The organism is Lentzea sp. NPDC003310, assembly GCF_040610935.1.
GTDB lineage: Bacteria > Actinomycetota > Actinomycetes > Mycobacteriales > Pseudonocardiaceae > Lentzea.
This window is the reverse complement of sequence record NZ_JBEXNC010000020.1, coordinates 50,903-70,096: the sequence shown is the minus strand read 5'-3', so window position 1 is coordinate 70,096 and position 19,194 is coordinate 50,903. Positions and strand designations below refer to the sequence as shown.

The following is a 19,194-nucleotide window of genomic DNA, read 5'->3' as shown; positions in this document are numbered from 1 at the left end:
CGGCCCGCGACGGCCCGGCACAGCACCTCTACCGGGACTCCCGCACCATCGGCCCGGCGCCTTCCGGGATCTCCAGCGGCACCGTGTAGAAGCGGACGTCGTACCCGTCGGGATCGCTCACCCCCGACAGCAGCCAGCCCACCTGCGTGCGCATCACGCCGTGGTGCGCGACGCCCCGTGCGGCCAGATGTGCCGCGAGCGCGTTGATCGCGTCCTCCCCGGGCACGCCGATCGCGAAGTAGTCGAACCCCGACGCCGCGACGGCCTTGTCCGGGTCGAGCCTGATGGCGAAGCCCGGCCCTCCGTTGGGGTGGACGAGGGCGATGCCCATCAGGACACCCTCCTCGACGAAGTGCATGACGGGGACGTAGCCGAGGTGGTCGGAGTACCAGGCCAGGGACTTCTCCAGGTCGGAGACCGGCAGCTTGACGTGGTGGACGCCCTCCAGCAGCGGTGCGTTGTTCATCCGTGACCCCTTGATTGCAGTGAGACTGCACTTATGCAGTTAGACTGCAACATGTGGCAGAGGACGTCAACAGGGATCTGCGAGCGGCGCGCCGGGCGGACACCGAGGTCCGGATCGTCGAGGCGGCGACCGAGTTGTTCACCGAACGCGGCTACGTCGCCACGACGCTCGCCGACGTGGCGAAACACGCCGGCGTGGGGGCTCGCACCGTCTACGTGCGGTTCGCGAACAAGGCCGCGCTCCTGCAGCGGTGCGTGGACGTGGCGATCGCGGGGGACTACCAGCAGATCGCGGTGCCCGACCGCGACTGGTTCCACGAGGCGATGAACGCGCCCACCGCCGAGGAACGCATCGGGCGCATGGCCGGGATCGGGGCGCGGCTGATGGCACGGACCGGGCGGTTGCTGCTCGTCGCCCAGCAGGCCGAGGCGATCGAGCCGGAGATCGCCGCACGAGCGCAGGCGGCCCGTGCGCAGACACATCAGGCCATCGGCGGCTTCTTCCGGAAGCTCGCCACCGATGGCCTGATCTCCAGCGAGAACGTGGACTGGGTCGCGCAGACCGGTGCGGTGCTCGGCCAGGCCGAGACCTACCTGCTGCTCACCAGGACCGCGGACCTGACGATCGAGCGGTACGAGTCGTGGCTGGCCGAAACCTGGACACGACTCGTCACGGCTCACTCGTAGGCGATCGCGTCCAGCACGTTCAGCCGGGCCGCCCTGATCGCGGGCAGGATCGCCGCGACCACGCCGACGACCGCCGCCACCACCAGGTACTGGACCATGGTGACCCAGGGGAACCCGATCTCCGAGATGCCCTGGTCCTTCAGCGCCTGCACGGTCGCGACGCCCAGCGCGAGGCCGACCGCGAGACCGAGCACCGCGCCGAACACCGAGATCACCACCGACTCGACGGTGATCATCCGCATCACCTGCGCCCGCCGCATGCCGATGGCCCGCAGCAGACCCAGCTCGCGGGTCCGCTCGATCACCGACAGCGCCAGGGTGTTGATGACGCCCAGCACCGCGATCAGGATCGCGAGCGCCAGCAGGATCTGGATCATCAGCAGGACCGTGTCGAACTGCGCGGTCGTCTGCTTCACGAACCCGCTGCGGTCCTGCACGGTGATCTCCGGGTTGTCCGCGAGCAGCGGCTCGACCCGCTTCTGCACGTCCGCGACGTTCGTCCCCGGCCGCACCTGCACGAACGCCTGGGCGATCTGGTCGGACCGGAAGTCCTTGCTCGCCGACTCGGGCAGCACGAGGGCGCCCTGCAGCACCTGGGACTTGGCCCAGATGAAGCCGACCGTGAAGCTCTGCGGCTGCGCGGCCTTCGCGAGCTGCAGCGACACCGTGCTGCCGACCGTCCAGCCCTTCTCGGCGGCCAGGTCCTCCGGCAGCGCGACCTGGCCGTCCTCCAGCGGCGTGATGTCACCGGACTTCGGCTTGAGCGCGAACATCGTGGCCAGCGCGGGCATGTCGGTGACACCGATCGCGAACAGCTGGTCCTCGCCCTGCAGCACGCCGTCCTGCGACCAGCCGACCGCCGACTCGACGCCGTCGGTCTGCTCGATCTTCGTCAGCACGTCCCGCCGGAACGACGCGGGCTGACCCTCCATCTGACCCTCGCCCGAGATGATCAGGTCGGTCTGCAGCTGCCCGGAGGCGAGCTTCTCGATCGACTTGGTCGCGGACGTCAGGACCACGCTCACGCCGGTGATCAGCGAGATGCCGACCATCAGCGCGGCCGCGGTGATGGCGGTGCGGCGCGGGTTGCGCGCGGAGTTGCGCCGGCCGAGCAGCCCCGGCATCGACCACGACAGCAGGCGGCCGATCAGCGACACCATCGGCTTCGACAGGATCGGGGTCAGCAGCGCGACACCGACGAACGCCACCAGGATGCCGCCGAAGATCAGCGGCAGCGACGCCTGGTTGAAGCCGAAGCCGAGCGACGTGCCGCCCAGGGCCGCGACGGCCGCACCGGTGATCGTGATCTTGGTGAGCGGCCGGTCCGGCGTGGCGGCCTCGCGCATCGCCGCGACCGGCGCGATCCGCGACGCCCGCAGGGCCGGCATGACCGCCGCGACCACGGTGACGACCATGCCCACCGCGAACGACGAGATGATCGCCGACATCGGCACCCCGATGCCCGCGAGCTGCAGGCTGCTCCCGCCGAGCGAGCTGAAGATCGTCGCGAGCAACGCCCCGACGCCGATCCCCGCCCCGAGACCGACGATCGACGCGATCAGGCCGATCACCAGTGCCTCCAGCACCACGGACCCGATGACCTGGCCGCGCGAGGCACCCATCGACCGCAGCAGCGCCAGTTCCCGCGTGCGCTGGGCGACGATGATCGAGAACGTGTTGAGGATGATGAAGATGCCGACGAACAACGCGATGCCCGCGAACCCGAGCAGCACGTAGTTGAAGAACTTCAGGCCCTCGTTGATCTGGTCGGCCTGCTCCTTCGCGAGCGTGGCCCCGGTCTTGACGTCGTATGAGGACCCGAGCTTCGCCGCGACGGCGTCGCGCAGCGCGTCGTCCGACGTGCCCTGCGCCGCCGTGACGGTGATGCCCGAGTAGACGTCCTTCTTGCCCAGCAACAACTGCTGCGCGACCGGCTCGGTGAACGCCACGGAGATCTCGCCGCCCAGCGAGTCCCGCCCGCCCGCGTACTCGTAGATGCCCGAGATCTTGAACGTCTTCTTGGGTTCCAGCGTCAGCAACGAGATGTCGTCGCCCACCTTGAACCCGCCGGTCGTCGCGAGGAACCCGCCGACGGCGACCTCGTTCTCGGCCTGCGGCGCCCTGCCGTCGCGGATCTTCTCCTGACCCGTGCCGGTCCAGTTGAACCCGAACCGCGGCGAGCCCGAGGTCGTGATGACCTTGCCGTTCTTGCCGATCGGCCGCGCGGACCCCTGCACGTCACCGACGGCCGACGCCACGCCCGGCACCGCCTTCACGTCCGCGATCGCCTGCGGCGTCAGCGGTTGCGGCTCCTTGCCCTTCTCCGCCTTGGGCGTCACCGACACGTCCACGTTGGCGAACGCCGACGAGAACAGGTCGGTGAACGACCGCTGCAGCGTGTCGGTCAGCACGAACGAACCGGACACGAACATCACGCCCAGCACCACCGCGAGCGCGGACAGCACCAGCCGGAGCTTGCGCGACAGCAAGCTCTTGATCGTCGCCTTAAACATGGCCGCCCGCGCTGCTCTCGATCATCTCGGGCGAGTCGAGGTGCTTCATCGTGTCGAGGACCTCGTCGGCCGACGGCGACAGCAGCTCGCGGACGATGTGCCCGTCCTTGAGGAAGATGACGCGGTCCGCGTACGACGCGGCGTTCGGGTCGTGCGTGACCATCACGATCGTCTGCCCGAACTCGCGGGCGGACCGCTGCAGGAACCCGAGGACCTCGGCGCCGGACTGCGAGTCCAGGTTGCCGGTCGGCTCGTCGGCGAACACGACCTCGGGCCGCGACACCAGCGCCCGTGCGCACGCCACGCGCTGCTGCTGGCCGCCCGACAGCTGCGTCGGCCGGTGGGTCAGCCTGTCCCTCAGACCCACCGTGTCCACGACGACGTCGAACCAGGCCTGGTCGACCTTCTTGCCGCCGATCGCCAGCGGCAGCGTGATGTTCTCCTCCGCGGTCAGCGTCGGCAGCAGGTTGAACTGCTGGAAGATGAAGCCGACCTTGTCCCGCCGCAGCTCGGTGAGTCCGCGGTCCTTCAACCCGGTGACCTTGGTGTCCCCGACCCACACCTCACCGCTCGTGACGTCGTCCAGCCCCGCGAGGCAGTGCATCAACGTCGACTTGCCCGAACCGGACGGGCCCATGATCGCGGTGAACCTGGACTTCTCCAGGTCGACGCTCACCCCCGCGAGCGCGGTCACGGCGGCATCGCCGGACCCGTAGGACTTCCACACGTCGACGGCTCTCGCCGCGACTCCATCGGACGCGCTCACTGTCTGTCCCCTCCTGTGGGTCTTGTGCGCACCATCTTCGGCGACGCCGCCGCACCGAAGGCTCAGGTTCTCCCCTGAGATGAACCCTGAACAGTGTGCGCCCACCCCCGAGCGGGCACACGACGAGCGAACTCGTGACTCCGGTGCGTACACGTCCGCGCACGGCCGCAGGAGAAAAGGTATTTCAGCGGTGGCACAAGTGTCTTCCGCCTTCGGATGACTAGGCGGTCAACTTCCGTCGCATTGGGACGGTCGGTTCCATCAGCCATGAAACCAATTCCACGCGGAGGCCGTGCCTCAACGCGTTCTGGGCAAGCCAGTGGTCCACGTCGCCCCGGTATGCGCTCGCCGGCCGGGGCCAGTCCGCCAGCGCCTCCAGGAACGCCGCGTTGCACGCGATCGGACCGCCCGGCGGGCGCACGCCGAGCACGAGCACGGGGTCCTCCCCGGTGACGAGAGAAGCGGCGGTGTCGTGCACGCCACCGAAGAGGACCCGGTCCGCACCCAGCTCACGAGCTTTGTCCGCCACCCCGAAGAACGCCGACCCGCGCCCGTGAGCGTGCACCACCAGCTGGTGCGCACGGAGGTCGGTCTCGAGGAACTCGTCGGCGAACGTGCCGTCGTCGGCCAGCACCAGCACGTTCGTGCCGCCGGGGAGAACCCCGACCTGCCCAGGATGCGTGATGCCGATGACGGTGATGCCCACGGGTCCCATCCTGGCGTGCGCGTGTTAACCCTTGGCACCGCGCGCGTTAAACAAGTTTCGGCAGCACTTCCGCGCCGAACAACCGGATCGTCTCGACGACCGACTCGTGCGGCATGCCCCCGATGTCCACCATCACGAGGTGCGTGTCGATCGACAGCTCCCCGGCGAGCGCGTTGAGCCGGCCCGCGACCTCGTCCGGCGTCCCGCACACCGCCGCGCCGTCCATGATCGCGTCCACGTCGATGTCGCCGTCCCCGCGCCACGGGTCCGCGAACCGCGCGTACTCGGCGAGGTGCGGCCGCCACCGCTCGCGAGCGTCCTCACGCGACACGAAGACGTGACTGGGCACCCCGACCCGGCCGGCGGGGTAGTGCTCCCGGTAGCGCTGCACGACCTCGCGGTAGATCGACGGGTCCCGCAACGTCGACGGCAGCATCAGCGGCATCGCCAGCTCCGCGCCGAGGTCCGCCGACACCGCCGATCCCGACCCGATCCACACGGTCGGCCGCGGCGTCTGCACGGGCCGGGGCGTCGTCGTCACCTCGCTGAGCTGGCCGCGGAACTTGCCGTCCCAGCTCACCTCGGGCTCCTCCAGCAGCTTGAGCAGCAACCGCAGGTGCTCCTCGAACCGCGCGCGCAGCTCACCGGGCTGCACCCCGAACGCCGCGTCGGTCTGCTGGTCCACCCCGCGTGCCACGATCAGCTCGGCCCGCCCGTCCGACAGCACGTCGAGCGTCGCCAGCGCCTCGGCCACCAGCACCGGGTCGCGGTGCGCCAGCAGCGTCACCCCCGTGGAGAGCCGCAGCGTGCTCGTCCGGGCCGCCACGGCCGCCAGCAGCAGCTCGGGCGCGGACACGATGTAGCGGGTGAAGTGGTGCTCGCCGATCGCGACGCCCGCGAACCCCGCCTCCTCGGCCACCACCGCCTGCTCGACCATCGCGCGCAGGCGGTCGGCCTGGGGCACCTCCTGACCCGTGCACGGGTTGGGCAGGTGGTCACCCAGGATCAGGAGGTAGACGTCCATGTGCGCCATTTTCCATCGTCCGAGGCAAGATGGTTGATGTGGTCACCAACAACGAGGCCGAGAGCCGCTACGAAGTCCACGTCGACGGGAAGCTCGCGGGCTTCCTCGAGTACCGGAACGTGGGCGGCGTTCTCGCACTAGTGCACACCGAGGTCGACGAGGCCTACGCCGGCCAGGGCCTCGGCGCCCAGCTCGCCAAGTACGCGCTCGACGACGTGCTGGCGAGGGATGTCAAGATCTCCCCGCTGTGCCCGTTCGTCGCGAAGTACATCGACAAGCACCCCGAATACCGTGTTACCGTCCGGTAGCTACTGTAGTTGCCCAAGCTAACAACGTTGTGCGCTGACAATGAGGTGGGCGAGCGTGTGGAGTGAGCCGGGCGCGTTCGAGGTCGCACCAGGGGTGCACCGGATTCCGCTGCCGCTGCCGAACGACGGGCTGCGCGCGGTCAACGTGTACGCCGTCGAGGACGGCGACGGCCTGGTCATGATCGACTCGGGCTGGGCGCTGGACGAGGCGCGCGACCAGCTCGAGGCGGCGCTGGGCACGCTGGGCAAGGGCTTCGAGGACATCAAGCGGTTCCTCATCACGCACGTCCACCGCGACCACTTCACGATGGCCGTGTCGCTACGCCGCACGTTCGGCAGCCGGATCGGGCTGGGGCTCGGCGAGCAGCCGTCGCTGCGGCACATGCTGCACGGGCAGGACGACCAGCACGTCGCCGACCTGCGCAAGTGGGGTGCCGCGGAGCTGGCCGAGACGTGGATCAAGATCATGCACCACGTCGACCGCGGCGACGCGCTGCGCGACTACGAGGAGCCCGACGAGTGGCTCGTGCGCAGCACCGTCGACCTGGAACACCGCAAGCTCGAGGTCATCCCGACGCCCGGCCACACGCGCGGGCACGTCGTGTTCGTCGACCACACGGCGAAGGTGCTGTTCTCGGGTGACCACGTGCTGCCGCACATCACGCCGTCCATCGGCTTCGAACCGCTGCGGCCCGAGCTGCCGCTCGGCGACTACATGACGTCGCTGCGGCTCACCCGCGAGCTCCCGGACCTCACGCTGCTGCCGGCGCACGGTCCCGTCACGGACAGCTCGCACGCCCGCGTCGACGAGCTGCTGCGGTTCCACGAGCAGCGGCTGGAGGAGATCGGGAAGGCCGTGGCGGGCAGCGCGTTCGAGACCGCCCGCAAGATCGGGTGGACCCGCCGCCAGCGCCGGTTCGACGACCTGGACATGTTCAACCAGGTGCTGGCGATCGGCGAGACGGCCGCCCACCTCGACGTTCTCGTCGAACGTGGCGAACTGACCCGAACTCTGCACGCCGGCGTGCTCGAATACCAGGCGTGACACCGCTTGAGCTGGCCGCCTGGACCTGGAAGATGCCCCGCCGGGGCAGGGGATTCTGGTTCTCGCTGGCGATCGACGTGCTGTGGCCCGTGGTCGTGCTGTTCGTGCGCCTGAGGGTGCGCGGCAGGCAGCACGTGCCGGGCACCGGGGGAGTGATCCTCGCCTTCAACCACCTGTCCAACTCGGACACCGTGGCGGCGGTGGTCTTCGCGCTGATGTCGAACCGGGTGCCGCGCGTGCTCGCCAAGGCCTCCCTGTGGCGCACACCGGTCGTCGGCTGGGTGATGCGCTCCGGAGGCCACATCCCGGTCGAACGCGGCACGGTGAAGGCCTCGGAGGCGCTGCGGCCCGCCGTGGAGGCGTTGCGCGGCGGGGAGTGCGTGATGGTGTTCCCCGAGGGCACCTTCACCGACGACCCCGACCACTGGCCCATGAAGGGCAAGTCCGGCGTCGCGCGGATGGCGCTGGAGTCCCGCGTGCCGGTCGTGCCGGTCGCCGAGTGGGGCACGCAGGACCTGCTGCCGAAGGGCACGATCCTGCCGAGGTTGTTGCCGCGCAAGAAGATCGAGGTCGTCGCGGGTGCACCGGTGGACCTTTCGGACCTGTACGACCGCGACCTCACCGCCGAGGTGCTGGCGGAGGCCACGCGCCGGGTCATGGACGCCATCACGACCATGCTCGCGGGCATACGTTCGGCCGAGGCGGGTACCCAGACCGCATGACCACGCGAGAGGAATTCGAGTTACGTCGGAAGCGCCGTCCCGGTGGAACGGGCATCTGGGCGCCGGTCATCCCCGAACCGCGCGAGCCCCAGGAATGGGTCGTGCAGGCCGATGAGGAACCCGTCATCGTGCGCAGCGTCGACTGAGGCTGCCGTTCGCCTGAACGGTGTCTATCGGAGCTAGACGCGTCTAGCTACCGTAGACAGCATGACTCTGGACGAGGAACTGCTGGCAGCGGCGAGGAAGGCGGGCACCGCCTCCGCCGCTGCCCAAGACCAGGCCGACATCGCGAAGGCCATCTACCACCACAGCGTGCTGAAGCTGCACCGCGCGGGCGGGTCGATGCGCGAGATCGCGGAAGCGCTGGCCATGAGCCACCAGCGGGTGCACCAGATCGTCGAGCAGTCCAAGCGGACCGAACGCTGCTGGTTCTGCGGGCGCGTCGCCGCGGACGTCGACAAGATGATGGCCGGACCCGCCGCGCTGATCTGTGACATCTGCGTCAGCGAGGCCCAGGTGGCCGAAGAGGGGCACTGCTCGTTCTGCAGCAGGTCCGCACCTGTGTTCTCAAGTGCGGAGGCGCAGATCTGCAGGTCGTGCCTGGACTTCAGCGCCGCCGTGATCAGCGGGGCAGCTTCACCACGGTGACGAAGAAGTCGTCGATCTGGCGGACGACCTCGATGAACCGGTCGAAGTCCACCGGCTTCGTGACGTAGGCGTTGGCGTAGAGGCTGTAGCTGCGCAGGATGTCCTCCTCCGCCTCCGACGTCGTGAGCACGACGACCGGGATCGACCGCAGCTCGGCGTCGGCCTTGATCTCGCTGAGCACCTCGCGGCCGTCCTTGCGGGGCAGGTTGAGGTCGAGCAGGATCAGGCCCGGCCGCGGCGCGTTCGCGTACTCGCCCTCGCGCCGCAGGAACTCGAGCGCCTCCACACCGTCCTTGACGATGTGCAGGGAGTTGCGGATCTTGTGGTGCTCGAACGCCTCCTGGGTCATCAGGGCGTCGCCGGGATCGTCCTCGACGAGCAGGACGTCGATCACGTTCAGCGGTGACTCAGGCATGGACTTCCTCGGGGTGTGCGGCGAGTTCGGGAACAACGGGCAGGGTGAACTCGAAGGTCGTGCCCGAGTCCACATCGGTCTTCAGCCAGATCGTGCCGCCGTGGAATTCGACGATCTTGCGGCACATCGCCAGGCCGATCCCCGTGCCCGGATAGGCGTCCTTGGGGTGCAGGCGCTGGAAGATGACGAAGATCCGGTCAGCGTACTCCGGTTCGATCCCGATGCCGTTGTCGCGCACCGTGAACTTCCAGAAGTCGTCGTCCCGCTCGACGTCGAGGGTGATCAGCGGCGCCTCGTCGCCCTTGAACTTGAGCGCGTTGCTGATCAGGTTCTGGAACACCGCGCTGAGCAGCGACGCCTCGCCGCGGACCGGCGGCAGTTCCGCGATCTCCAGGCGCGCGCCGGTCTCCTCGATGCGCTCGGAGTAGCTCTCCACGACCTGCCGCACGAGGTCGTTGAGGTCGATCACGGTCTGCTCGCGGGTCATCCGGCCGACGCGGGAGAACGCCAGCAGGTCGTTGATCAGCACCTGCATGCGCTTGGCGCCGTCCACCGCGAAGCCGATGTACTGGTCGGCGCGCTCGTCGAGCTGGCCGCCGTAGCGGCGCTGCAGCAGCTGGCAGAACGACGCCACCTTGCGCAGCGGCTCCTGCAGGTCGTGCGAGGCCACGTAGGCGAACTGCTCCAGCTCGGAGTTCGACCGCTGCAGCTCGGTCTTCGCGGCGTCGAGCGTCGCGAGCTCCTGCACGATCCGGCGGCGCATCGCGTCGACGTCCTCGCCGAGCTGGACCGTCTCGCGCGGACCGCTCGCGTCGATCGCGTGGTCGAAGTCGCCCGTCGCCACCTGCCGGGTGTGCGCGGCGAGGTCGGCCAGCGGCGTGATCAGCAGGCGGTGCAGCAGCAGCGACAGGCCGCCGATCACCGCGACCAGCAGCACGCCCATGCCGATGACCAGCCACAACACCACCCGTGCTGCACTGTCGAGCTCGGCCCGCGCCTGCTCGCCGAGCCCGCTGAGGTCGGTGCGCAGTGCCGCCAGCTCGACGCGGATCTGGTCGAACAGCGCCTTGCCCTGCTCGATGCCGCTGTCGGCGACGGCGCTCGGACCGGTCTGGCGCACGGCGGCGAGCGTCGGCTCCGCGTACTCCGCGCGCCACCGGCGGGCGAGCTCCTCGACGCGGGTCACCCGGCCGTTCACGTCCCCGACGAGGTCCCTGACGTTCTGGGCGGTCGTCCGCTCGGTCTCCTGGCCGTCCAGGTAGGGCCTGAGGAAGTTCTCCTGCCCGGTGATGGTGAAGCCCCGCACGCTGGTCTCCTGGTCGAGCAGGGCGCGGTTCAGGTCGTTCAGGCGCCGGGCGGCGGGGTCGACCTGGTCGACCGCCCGCGCCCGCGCGGAGCCGAGCGAGTCGAGCGCGACGATCGTCGAGGAGATCGCGATGGCGGTCATCGCGAGCAGGACCACCACGATGATGCCCAGCAGGCGGCTCGCGGGCAGCCGGTGCGGCAGGTTCACTTTCCGTCCTTCAGCAGCAGGATGGCCACGTCGTCGTCGAGTGCCCCGCCGTTCAGCTCCGTCACCTCCGCGATGACCGAGTCCATCCAGTCGGGACCGACCTGCAGCTGTCTGGCGAGGATCTCGCACAGGCGCTCCACGCCGAGCCGGTCGACGTCGTCGGGCACCCGGCCCTCGATCAGCCCGTCCGTGTAGCAGGCGAGCGACCAGCCCCGGGGCAGCGGCACGTCGACCCCGGTCCAGGAGTAGTCCGGCAGCACGCCGAGCGGGACGCCGATCTTCGACTTCGGCAGGTCGACGATCTGGTCGCCGACCATCATCAGCGGTTCGGGGTGCCCGGCGAGGAAGTAGCGGGCCGACCGGCGGTCCGGCGCGACCGTGATCATGCAGGCAGTGGTGAAGATGCCCTCGCCGTGCCGTTCCGCGACCAGGACCTGGTCGAGCGTGCGCAGCACCTTCTCCGCCGGCTCCTCGGCGAGGACCAGCGCGCGCCAGGCGATGCGCAGGCAGACGCCCAGCGCCGCCTCGTCCGGGCCGTGCCCGCAGACGTCGCCGATGATCGCGTGGACCGTGCCGTCGGGCAGGCCGACCGCGTCGTAGAAGTCGCCGCCGAGCAGCATCCGCTGGCCACCGGGCTGGTAGCGGACCTCGAGGTCCACGTCGGAGTTCTGCAGCAGCGGGGGAGGCAGCAGGCCGCGTTCCAGGCGGGACCGCTCCGAGGCGATCAGCTCGGCCTCGCGGAGCTTGCGCTGGGCGTCCTCGGCGCGGCGCCGTTCCACCGCGTACCGGACGCCGCGCAGCAGCAGCTCGCCGTCGACCTTGCCCTTGATCAGGTAGTCCTCGGCGCCCGCCGCGACCGCGTCGATGCCCTCGCGCTCGTCGTCGAGACCGGTGAGCACCAGGATCGCCGGCGCGTCCGGTTTGGCCAGCAGCCGGTGCAGGCCGTCCAGCCCCTGCGAGTCGGGAAGTCCCAGGTCGAGCAGCACGCACTCGGCGTCGGAGAGCAGCCGTTCCGCCTCCGCCAGCGTGCCGGCGCGCGACAGGACGAACGGCGCGCTCGCCTCTTCGAGCAGCGCCTCGACCAGGAGGGCGTCGCCGTCGTCGTCCTCGACCAGGAGGACGCGCACTGTCTTTGTTCGCATCGAGTCGGACTTTAACGTTATCGGGCTGCGAGGCACGCGTCCTACCTACCAGGATGTGGGGTGTGTTGATCCGTCTCGCCCAACCAGCCGAACTGCCGTACCTCCAGCAGATCGAAATCGCGTCCGGAGAGCCGTTCCGCGACGCCGGAATGCCCGAGATCGCCGACGACGACCCGATGTCCCTGGACGCCCTCGCGGAGCACGAGGTCTGGGTCGCCATCGGAGCGGAAGGCGTACCCGTCGCGTTCATCGCGGTCGGGGACGTGGACGGCGCCACGCACGTCCACCAGGTGAGCGTGCACCCCTCGCACGCCCGTCAGGGGATCGGCGCCGCGCTCATCGAGCACGTCACCCGTTCCGAACGCGCGGTGACGCTGACGACCTTCCGCGACGTGCCGTGGAACGCGCCGTACTACGAGCGCTTAGGGTTCCAGGTCGTGACCGAGACCTCGCCCGGCCTGGCCGGGATCATGCGCGAGGAGGCGTCACGGGGCCTCGATCCCGCGACCCGTGTCGCGATGGTCCTTCTCCCAGCGCAGGTACGAGCCTGAGGCCACCGACAGGCTGCTGAGCAGCCACACGAGGACACCCGCGTCGTCGGTCACGCCGATCACCGGAAGGAACTCCGGCAGGACGTCGATCGGCGACACGAGGTAGACCAGCGCCACCGCCCACATCACCACCTGGCTGCGCGGCAGCTCGGGGTACTTCCCGCTGCGCCACGTCTTCCACAGCCGCGGCAACGCCTTGGCGCGGCTGATCGGGTTGCCCACCGGCCCGGGACCCCGCTGCGCCCGCTTGCGGCGGTTGCGCAGCACCCCCAGCCCCGCGAAGAGCAGGCCGAGACCGAGCAGCACCCAGCCGACGACGGCGGGGCTGAGCCCGCCCAGCGGCGCGGTGCGCAGCAGCAGGATCAGCAGGCCGGACAGCGAGATGAACGATCCGAAGACGACCACCTGGCTGCGCTCCTAGCTGGGTTCTTGGAAGAGCATCGTCGGAATGGCCTTGTGCGGCGCCTTGCGCTGCGCCGGCTCGGGTTCCCTCAGCTCGATCACGGGTTCGGGTTCCACCTCCGGAGCCTCTTCAACCACCGGCTTCGGCGCGGCCTTCACGGGAGCGGGCGTGGTCTGGTCCAGCGCGGCGCGGGCCTTGGAGATCCAGACCTTCTGCATGGCCTCGTCCTTGCTGCCAGCCGCCGAGGCCGCGAGTCCGGAGAGGACACCGCGGATGCGGGGGACCAGTGCTGGATGACGCCGGATCGCCTGCCACACAGCGTGATCACCCGGTAGCCGGGCGGACACGAGCCGCGAGACCTGAGCGCGCAGCTCCTCTGTGGACAGATCGAGCCAGCGCTCGACCGCTGACGGGCCAATTGCCACGTAGACAGCCTTTCCCGAGAACGACAACTGCCCCCACAGGATCTCATGGATCCCGCGGGGGCAGTGGGCTGGTGTCGTTGATTACGTCAGGAGGCCACGACTTCGAGCAGCGTCTTCCCGTTCTCGTCGACGATCCGGAACGTGGCGATCTCGTGCCACCGCATGGCGACGTTCGCGGCCAGCTTGATGGTCTTCTTGTCGCCCGCCACCGGTTCCGGGGCGTACCAGGACGTGACCTGCGCGACGCGGCCCGCTCGTCCCACGGCGACGAGGGATCCCCTGCCGGGACCGGCCATGCCGCTGATCTCGATGTCCATCGCGGTGCCCGAGGGCTCGTCGGAGGCGATGATCTTCGTCCCGACGCCGCTGTTCGGATCCTGCTGCTGCACCTTCATCGACGAGTCCTGCGAGTTGTTCGCCACCCGCGTCTGCGACGTCGTCGTGCTGGGAGCCGCCTGGTTGGAGCCGTCGTCCTTGCCGCCCACGACGAGCGTGGTCACGACAGCGGTCACCGCCACGATGCCGGCGGCGGCGGCCGCGACACCCTGGGCGACGAACCACCGTCTGCGCTTCCTGCGCGCCGCGACGGCGTCGAGCATGACCCGGACCGACTTGCCGTCGGGGCGTTCCGGCGCTGTCCCGCGCAGCATCCCGCCCGCGTCGGCCTCGTCGATGAGGTCCGGCACCACCGCGAAGTCGCGCAGGTCAAGAGCACACCGCCGACACTCGGTCAGGTGGTTCTCGAACGCCTCCACCTCATCGGCATCGAGGATGCCGAGCACGTAGGCGGCGACGTCGAGGTGATCTGGTGCCGTTGTCACCGCGTCTCTCCCCGATCGTGCAACGCACGCCGCAACGCACGGAGCGCGTAGTACACCCTCGACTTGACCGTTCCCGGGGGCACACCCAGTGCCGCCGCGGCCTCACCGACGGTGCGGTCCCGCAGATATGTTTCGAGAATAGCCTCCCTGTGTTCCTCGGAGAGACCGTTCATCGCCTCCGCCACGACGATCGCCGCGAGGGTGCGATCCTCTTCGCCGCCGGAGGGCGACTCGTCCGAAGGGGTCAGTTCGAACTCCTGCGGACGGACGCTTCTCTTACGTCTGTCGTCAATGACCAACCGCCTTGCCACCGTGAACAACCACGACCGCAGCAGTACGGGGTCACGCTCGAGTTTCTCGGCATTGCGCCATGCCCTGACCAGGGTCTCCTGCACGATGTCCTCGGCCCACTGTCGATCATGGCCCGTCAACCGCATGCAGTGTCCCAGCAGGGCACTACCGAATTCCTCGTACAGCCGTCGGATCAACTCTTCCTCGAGAGACCCCGGTCTTGGTGATTGTTCGTCTAACTCACGTTGACGTCTATGCCGCGCCACGGGGGACATCCTTGCCCCATCAAGCGTCGGAAGTCGAGAGGCAAATATTCCTCACGAAGTTCGTGAACCGTTGCCGGATCGTGTCCGTACTCCTCGGTACCCCGCCGAGAAAGGACCTGCCGATGCGACGTGGACCAGCCATCACCGCCCTGGCGGCACTGGCTCTCTCCCTCACCGCGTGCGGCAGCACCCAGACCCCTCCCGGAGGGGAGGCCGCTCCCGGCGGCCTGCAGGCGAAAACCGCTGATCTGGAGGGTCACAACAACTACTTCATCGCGAACACCGAGGCGATGGGGTGGTTCGTGATCGACCAGGAGGGCCTGCCCATGTACCGGTACGACAAGGACGTCCCCAAGCCGTCCAAGTCGAACTGCGAGGGCGAGTGCGCGAAGGCCTGGAAGCCGGTCCTCGCGGACAAGACGCCGATGGCCACCGGTGTGGACCCGATCTCCATGGGGGTCCTGACCAGGCCGGACGGCACCAAGCAGCTCACCATCCAGGGCTGGCCGCAGTACACGTTCGCCGAGGACAAGGTCGCCGGCGACATGAAGGGCCAGGGCAAGGGTGGTGTGTGGTGGGTCACCGCGCCCAACGGCGCCAAGATCACCGGCGGGAAAGCGCAGAACAACAGCAAGAGCAGCAGCACGCCGAGCACGTCCCCCAGTTCGGGAACCGCGCAGACGCCGCAGTCCGCGCCACCCCCGGCAGCGCCCGGCTACTGAGCCCACTGCTCGAGCGAAACGCATCCACCCCCTATCGACTTCCTTTGGACAACGAGGACAACAAGACGATGACCAGAGCCCTCGCCACCGTCTTTGCGATGTTGTTCCTCTTCTCCGGCCTGACCGCCACGGCTGCCGCGCAGCCCGCGGACACCGGGGGAGTGATGGACACCCCTTCGGGGCCGTTGACGGCGAACGACCGCGAACTGCTCAACCGGGTGCGCCTCGCGGGCCTGTGGGAGATGCCCATGGGCGAGCTGACGGCCACCAAGGCGTCCAACGCCAGAGTCAAGCAGATCGGCAAGATGATCATGCTCGACCACATGATGCTGGACTCGCTGACGAAGAAGACGGCGGCCGGCTTCGGGCTCACCACGCCCGACGTGCCGAACCCGGCGCAGCAGTCGTGGATGGAAGAGATCAACGCGCTCGAGGGCGACGCGTTCGACCAGGCGTTCGTCGCCCGGTTGCGCGCCGCGCACGGCCAGATCTTCCCCTTCATCGCGAAGGTGCGCTCGGGGACCCGCAACGACGTCATCCGAGGGTTCGCCCAGGCGGGCATCGACGTGGTGATGAAGCACATGACGTTGCTGGAGAGCACCGGTCTCGCGGGCGACTCGTCGTTCGCCGAACCGCAGCCCGCCGGCGGCATCATCAACGCGACCCTGGCCTCCAACGAGGGGCCGAACATGTGGGTGATCCTCACGGTCACCGCTGCGGGAGCCGTCCTCACGGTGCTCCTGCTCCGAGTACTCCGCCCGCGACGACCGGTGCGGTGATTCTGCAAGACCCCGTTGCACGACGGGAAACGGAGGTGGTGTCCCAAGGTCAGAGGCACTCCAACGCGGACCTGTTCCCACCCGCCCGGCGCTGATGTGTCCACTCCTGCACGACAGGGCCGGGCGGGTTCCCGCGAGGTGGTTCCCCGCTCAGTGGTTTTCCGGAGGAAGAGTTGTTGTCGAGCCAGATTCCGCTCCTGGTGGCCCAGTCAGCCGAGTTCGACTCGGGTGTCAAGAAGATGGCCCAGATCTCCGCCAGGCTGGCTTACGTCCTGATGTGCGCCACCTTGTCCTGGGGCGTGCTGATCGCGACCGGATGGGCCGAGAAGCTCACCGGCCGTGAAGGTCTGAAGAACGGGCACATGGTGCTCGCCTCGCTGGCGATCGCGTTCGGCTGCATCCACGCGTTCGCCTTCACGTTGATCCAAACCGGCACGTTCGGCTTCATCAAGCTCCTCATCCCGTTCGTCGACGGCGGCCTGTTCCGGCACGCGCTGGGCATCCTCGGCCTGGAGGTCATGCTCGCGATCGCCGTCCTCGCCTCGATGAGGCACAAAGTCTTCTACCGCAAGTGGTTGCGGTTCCACCAAACGGCGTACATCGCGGTGGCGATCACCGTGGTGCACTCCTGGTTCGGTGCCATCGCCAACGGCAACCTGTCCGTTCTCTGGCTGGGTGGCCTGACCGTCCTCGTCCCCACCGCGACCCTGGCGCTGGCCCGGTTCCTGCCGCCCGAGGTGCTCATGCGCATCGGCATGCTCGAGTCCGAGCGCGGCAAGGAGCCCGGTGTCGGCGAGGGCGACGCGATGGACGTGAGCGTGAACAACGAGAAGTGCCACCGCTACGGCACCTGCCAGGCGGAGGCCCCGGACGTCTTCCAGCTGATCGAAGACAACCGCCTGACCTACAACCGCAGGCCGCCTGAGGAGCACTTCGCCCAGGCCCGTGCGGCACAGCGTGCGTGCCCGATGCGCGCGATCGAGATCAGGGAGCGAGTGAAGTGAGCGAACGGATCGTGGTCGTCGGCGGTGGACTCGGTGGAGTCCGTTCCGCGGAACGGCTGCGGGAGATGGGTTTCGACGGGCAGATCACGATCCTGTCCGCCGAGCGGCACCTCCCGTACCACCGCCCTTGCCTGTCGAAGCAGATCATCACCGGGGAGTGGACCCCGGACGACTCGTTGCTGTCGTTCTCCGGGGACCTCGACGCCGAGTGGCGGCTGAACTCCCCGGCCCTGCACCTGGACCCGAAGAAGCAGTCGGTCTGGGTGCCGGGCGGCGAGGAGATCAAGTACGACGGCATGATCATCGCCACCGGCGTCGACGCCAGGGCGATGGGCGGGGCTCCGCGCCACGACCCGCGGGTGCACGTGCTGCGGACGCTGGACGACGCGGTCGCGATCCGCAAGAACATCCGCCAGTCGCAGGGACTCGTCGCCGTCATCGGCGGCGGCTTCATCGGCTGCGAGCTCGCGTGTTCGGTTCGTCACATGGGCCGCGACGTGGCCCTGATCGTGCGCTCGCCCGCGTTGCTGGGCGGCGTCGTCGGTGACGAGATCGGCAAGAAGATCACCGAGGCGCACGTCGAGCACGGCGTCCGCCTGGCCACCGGCGTCGGCATCAAGCACTGGGTGCGCCAGCCGGGCGGCATCGGGATCCACCTCTCGGACGGCCAGGTCTTCTTCGCCTCGTGCGTCGTGCTGGCCGTCGGCGCCTCGCCGGCCGTCGACTGGCTGCGCGGTTCCGGCCTCGACATCTCCGACGGCGTCCTGTGCGACTCGACGAACCACGTCGTCGGCGCCGAGAACCTCGTCGCCTGCGGAGACGTGGCCCGCTGGCCCAACATGCGCTTCAACGGCGTGGTGCGCCGCGTCGAGCACTGGCTCAACGCGGTCGAGGGCGGCCGTGCCGCCGCCGAGAACCTCCTGGTGGGCCGCAACCACGCCAAGACCTACACGCCCGTGCCGCGGTTCTGGACCGAGCAGTACGGCATGCGCGTGCAGGGCGCCGGCCTGCCCGTCCTGGGCACCGACACCACCGACGTCAACGGCCTCACCGGCTTCATCGCCAACGGCAAGCTCGTCGGCATCGTCGGGCTGGAAGAGCCGGGCAAGATCATCACCGAGACGCCGGAACTGTTCCGGCAGAACCAGGTCGAGACGAACACTCCCGTGTGGACGCAGCCGGAGGAACCGGCCGCCGTCGCCGAGCCGGAGGTTCTCCCGACGACCATGCTCCCGGTTCCCGAACCGGTCGCCGCCCACGCATCATCCGTTCCCCCGTCCGTCTCGTCGTCGATGTCCCCGCCATTGCAGCGGCGGCGGCATTCGCGGTCGAGGCCGGAGATGGTGCGGTCGGGCGGAGGACGCGCGAGGCCCTAACCAGGTTGGAGGACTCAGGCTGCCGGTACAGGGCAAGCGGGGACGGCGAACTCCGACGTCGCTCGCGTGGCCAGGTGGCGGACCTATGACGTCACGCGGCGATGCGCTCGTTTCCGCGCCGGTGGCTTGAGTGCTCCTTCTCGTGCGTCACCAACGGTGTGGCGGCTCGGCGGGCTCCCGGGCCGCCACACCGGCCTATTGGTTGTGTTGGGGCCGCGCGGTGTTGAGAGCGTGCGGGTCGACTTGCGTGGGCTGGTGCCTGTTCCAGCGGGGTGGTCACCGGCCGTGCGACCGGTCACCGTGCGAGGGTGGTCGCCTTTGGCCGCGCGACCTGTCACCTTCCAGCGTGGTCACCTCTGCTCGTACCGAGCTGGTGCCGGACATCGCCGCTTCGCGACGATCGCGATTGGGGCTTGACTTCGGGGCCCTTGCGAGGCCTTCCTCGGCCCAGAAAAGCCGGGTCTGAACAGCCCGGCCGAGGGTCAAGTTTAAGGCCTCGCACCCAAAGTCAAGCCCCAATCGCCGTCGTGGTCGCGTCACCACCACTTGAGCGACATCCAGTGCTCACACGCCTCGGCTTCGCCATTGCGTGAAAGCGTTGC

General features: G+C 68.9%; 23 protein-coding genes. 11 read left to right on the top strand and 12 right to left on the bottom strand.

The window, feature by feature from the left end; all coding sequences use genetic code 11:
- Nucleotides 1–28: 28 nt before the first annotated feature.
- Nucleotides 29–466: a VOC family protein gene (locus ABZX02_RS35265; RefSeq protein ID WP_355304943.1), complete on the bottom strand. Its 438-nt coding sequence runs from the start codon at nucleotides 464–466 to the stop codon at nucleotides 29–31.
- A gap of 53 nt (nucleotides 467–519) precedes the next feature.
- Between ABZX02_RS35265 and ABZX02_RS35260 the strand changes: the two genes are divergently transcribed.
- Nucleotides 520–1,152, top strand: coding sequence for a helix-turn-helix domain-containing protein (locus ABZX02_RS35260; RefSeq protein WP_355304941.1), 633 nt, complete (start codon nucleotides 520–522; stop codon nucleotides 1,150–1,152).
- Here ABZX02_RS35260 and ABZX02_RS35255 read toward each other — a convergent pair.
- The 4 genes from ABZX02_RS35255 to ABZX02_RS35240 form a co-directional block, all read right to left on the bottom strand.
- On the bottom strand, nucleotides 1,143–3,665 hold the full coding sequence (locus ABZX02_RS35255) for an FtsX-like permease family protein (protein WP_355304939.1): 2,523 nt from the start codon (nucleotides 3,663–3,665) through the stop codon (nucleotides 1,143–1,145). The genes ABZX02_RS35260 and ABZX02_RS35255 overlap by 10 nt on opposite strands.
- Entirely contained in the window at nucleotides 3,658–4,431 is a 774-nt protein-coding gene (locus ABZX02_RS35250) for an ABC transporter ATP-binding protein (RefSeq protein WP_355304937.1), read from the bottom strand. Before ABZX02_RS35250 ends, ABZX02_RS35255 begins: the two co-directional genes overlap by 8 nt.
- A gap of 220 nt (nucleotides 4,432–4,651) precedes the next feature.
- Nucleotides 4,652–5,137, bottom strand: a complete 486-nt coding sequence (locus ABZX02_RS35245) for a hypothetical protein (RefSeq protein ID WP_355304935.1) — start codon at nucleotides 5,135–5,137, stop codon at nucleotides 4,652–4,654.
- 46 nt (nucleotides 5,138–5,183) lie between these two features.
- Nucleotides 5,184–6,161: an LLM class flavin-dependent oxidoreductase gene (locus ABZX02_RS35240; protein WP_355304933.1), complete on the bottom strand. Its 978-nt coding sequence runs from the start codon at nucleotides 6,159–6,161 to the stop codon at nucleotides 5,184–5,186.
- 29 nt (nucleotides 6,162–6,190) lie between these two features.
- On the opposite strand from ABZX02_RS35240, the gene ABZX02_RS35235 reads away from it, so the two are divergent.
- The 5 genes from ABZX02_RS35235 to ABZX02_RS35215 all read left to right on the top strand — a co-directional run bounded on the left by ABZX02_RS35235 (nucleotide 6,191) and on the right by ABZX02_RS35215 (nucleotide 8,884).
- Nucleotides 6,191–6,469: a GNAT family N-acetyltransferase gene (locus ABZX02_RS35235; RefSeq protein WP_355304931.1), complete on the top strand. Its 279-nt coding sequence runs from the start codon at nucleotides 6,191–6,193 to the stop codon at nucleotides 6,467–6,469.
- A gap of 40 nt (nucleotides 6,470–6,509) precedes the next feature.
- Nucleotides 6,510–7,514, top strand: coding sequence for an MBL fold metallo-hydrolase (locus ABZX02_RS35230; RefSeq protein ID WP_355304929.1), 1,005 nt, complete (start codon nucleotides 6,510–6,512; stop codon nucleotides 7,512–7,514).
- Nucleotides 7,511–8,236 carry a lysophospholipid acyltransferase family protein gene (locus ABZX02_RS35225; protein ID WP_355304927.1) on the top strand — a complete coding sequence of 242 codons (726 nt, stop codon included), beginning with the start codon at nucleotides 7,511–7,513 and terminating at the stop codon, nucleotides 8,234–8,236. Before ABZX02_RS35230 ends, ABZX02_RS35225 begins: the two co-directional genes overlap by 4 nt.
- Nucleotides 8,233–8,382, top strand: coding sequence for a hypothetical protein (locus ABZX02_RS35220; RefSeq protein WP_355304925.1), 150 nt, complete (start codon nucleotides 8,233–8,235; stop codon nucleotides 8,380–8,382). The genes ABZX02_RS35225 and ABZX02_RS35220 overlap by 4 nt, the downstream gene beginning before the upstream one ends.
- A 61-nt stretch (nucleotides 8,383–8,443) precedes the next feature.
- A complete protein-coding gene (locus ABZX02_RS35215; RefSeq protein ID WP_355304923.1) occupies nucleotides 8,444–8,884 on the top strand; it encodes a ClpX C4-type zinc finger protein in 441 nt (146 codons plus the stop codon).
- Here ABZX02_RS35215 and ABZX02_RS35210 read toward each other — a convergent pair.
- Genes ABZX02_RS35210 through ABZX02_RS35200 form a run of 3 tightly spaced genes read right to left on the bottom strand, consistent with a single transcriptional unit; the run spans nucleotide 8,859 to nucleotide 11,954 of the window.
- Complete coding sequence (locus tag ABZX02_RS35210; RefSeq protein ID WP_355304921.1) at nucleotides 8,859–9,299, bottom strand: response regulator; 441 nt, start codon at nucleotides 9,297–9,299, stop codon at nucleotides 8,859–8,861. The two genes, ABZX02_RS35215 and ABZX02_RS35210, sit on opposite strands and share 26 nt — an antisense overlap.
- Nucleotides 9,292–10,812, bottom strand: coding sequence for an ATP-binding protein (locus ABZX02_RS35205; RefSeq protein ID WP_355304919.1), 1,521 nt, complete (start codon nucleotides 10,810–10,812; stop codon nucleotides 9,292–9,294). Before ABZX02_RS35205 ends, ABZX02_RS35210 begins: the two co-directional genes overlap by 8 nt.
- Nucleotides 10,809–11,954: a SpoIIE family protein phosphatase gene (locus ABZX02_RS35200; protein WP_355304918.1), complete on the bottom strand. Its 1,146-nt coding sequence runs from the start codon at nucleotides 11,952–11,954 to the stop codon at nucleotides 10,809–10,811. Before ABZX02_RS35200 ends, ABZX02_RS35205 begins: the two co-directional genes overlap by 4 nt.
- 65 nt (nucleotides 11,955–12,019) lie before the next feature.
- On the opposite strand from ABZX02_RS35200, the gene ABZX02_RS35195 reads away from it, so the two are divergent.
- A complete protein-coding gene (locus ABZX02_RS35195; RefSeq protein ID WP_355305113.1) occupies nucleotides 12,020–12,505 on the top strand; it encodes a GNAT family N-acetyltransferase in 486 nt (161 codons plus the stop codon).
- On the opposite strand, the gene ABZX02_RS35190 is transcribed toward ABZX02_RS35195, so the two are convergent.
- The 4 genes from ABZX02_RS35190 to ABZX02_RS35175 form a co-directional block, all read right to left on the bottom strand.
- Complete coding sequence (locus tag ABZX02_RS35190; protein WP_355304916.1) at nucleotides 12,440–12,910, bottom strand: YkvA family protein; 471 nt, start codon at nucleotides 12,908–12,910, stop codon at nucleotides 12,440–12,442. The genes ABZX02_RS35195 and ABZX02_RS35190 overlap by 66 nt on opposite strands.
- 12 nt (nucleotides 12,911–12,922) lie before the next feature.
- On the bottom strand, nucleotides 12,923–13,333 hold the full coding sequence (locus ABZX02_RS35185) for a hypothetical protein (RefSeq protein ID WP_355304914.1): 411 nt from the start codon (nucleotides 13,331–13,333) through the stop codon (nucleotides 12,923–12,925).
- An 86-nt stretch (nucleotides 13,334–13,419) separates the two neighbouring features.
- Complete coding sequence (locus ABZX02_RS35180; protein ID WP_355304912.1) at nucleotides 13,420–14,154, bottom strand: zf-HC2 domain-containing protein; 735 nt, start codon at nucleotides 14,152–14,154, stop codon at nucleotides 13,420–13,422.
- A complete protein-coding gene (locus ABZX02_RS35175) occupies nucleotides 14,151–14,720 on the bottom strand; it encodes a sigma-70 family RNA polymerase sigma factor (protein ID WP_030468711.1) in 570 nt (189 codons plus the stop codon). The genes ABZX02_RS35180 and ABZX02_RS35175 overlap by 4 nt, the downstream gene beginning before the upstream one ends.
- A gap of 113 nt (nucleotides 14,721–14,833) precedes the next feature.
- Between ABZX02_RS35175 and ABZX02_RS35170 the strand changes: the two genes are divergently transcribed.
- From ABZX02_RS35170 to ABZX02_RS35155, 4 genes are all read left to right on the top strand, one after another.
- Nucleotides 14,834–15,433 (top strand): hypothetical protein, encoded by a 600-nt coding sequence (locus ABZX02_RS35170; RefSeq protein ID WP_355304910.1) that lies wholly within the window; start codon nucleotides 14,834–14,836, stop codon nucleotides 15,431–15,433.
- Nucleotides 15,434–15,531: 98 nt separating this feature from the next.
- Entirely contained in the window at nucleotides 15,532–16,212 is a 681-nt protein-coding gene (locus ABZX02_RS35165) for a DUF4142 domain-containing protein (RefSeq protein ID WP_355304908.1), read from the top strand.
- Between the two features lie 176 nt (nucleotides 16,213–16,388).
- Nucleotides 16,389–17,216 carry a ferredoxin gene (locus tag ABZX02_RS35160; RefSeq protein WP_355304906.1) on the top strand — a complete coding sequence of 276 codons (828 nt, stop codon included), beginning with the start codon at nucleotides 16,389–16,391 and terminating at the stop codon, nucleotides 17,214–17,216.
- Complete coding sequence (locus ABZX02_RS35155) at nucleotides 17,213–18,592, top strand: FAD/NAD(P)-binding oxidoreductase (protein WP_355304904.1); 1,380 nt, start codon at nucleotides 17,213–17,215, stop codon at nucleotides 18,590–18,592. The genes ABZX02_RS35160 and ABZX02_RS35155 overlap by 4 nt, the downstream gene beginning before the upstream one ends.
- The last annotated feature ends 602 nt before the right edge of the window (nucleotides 18,593–19,194 follow it).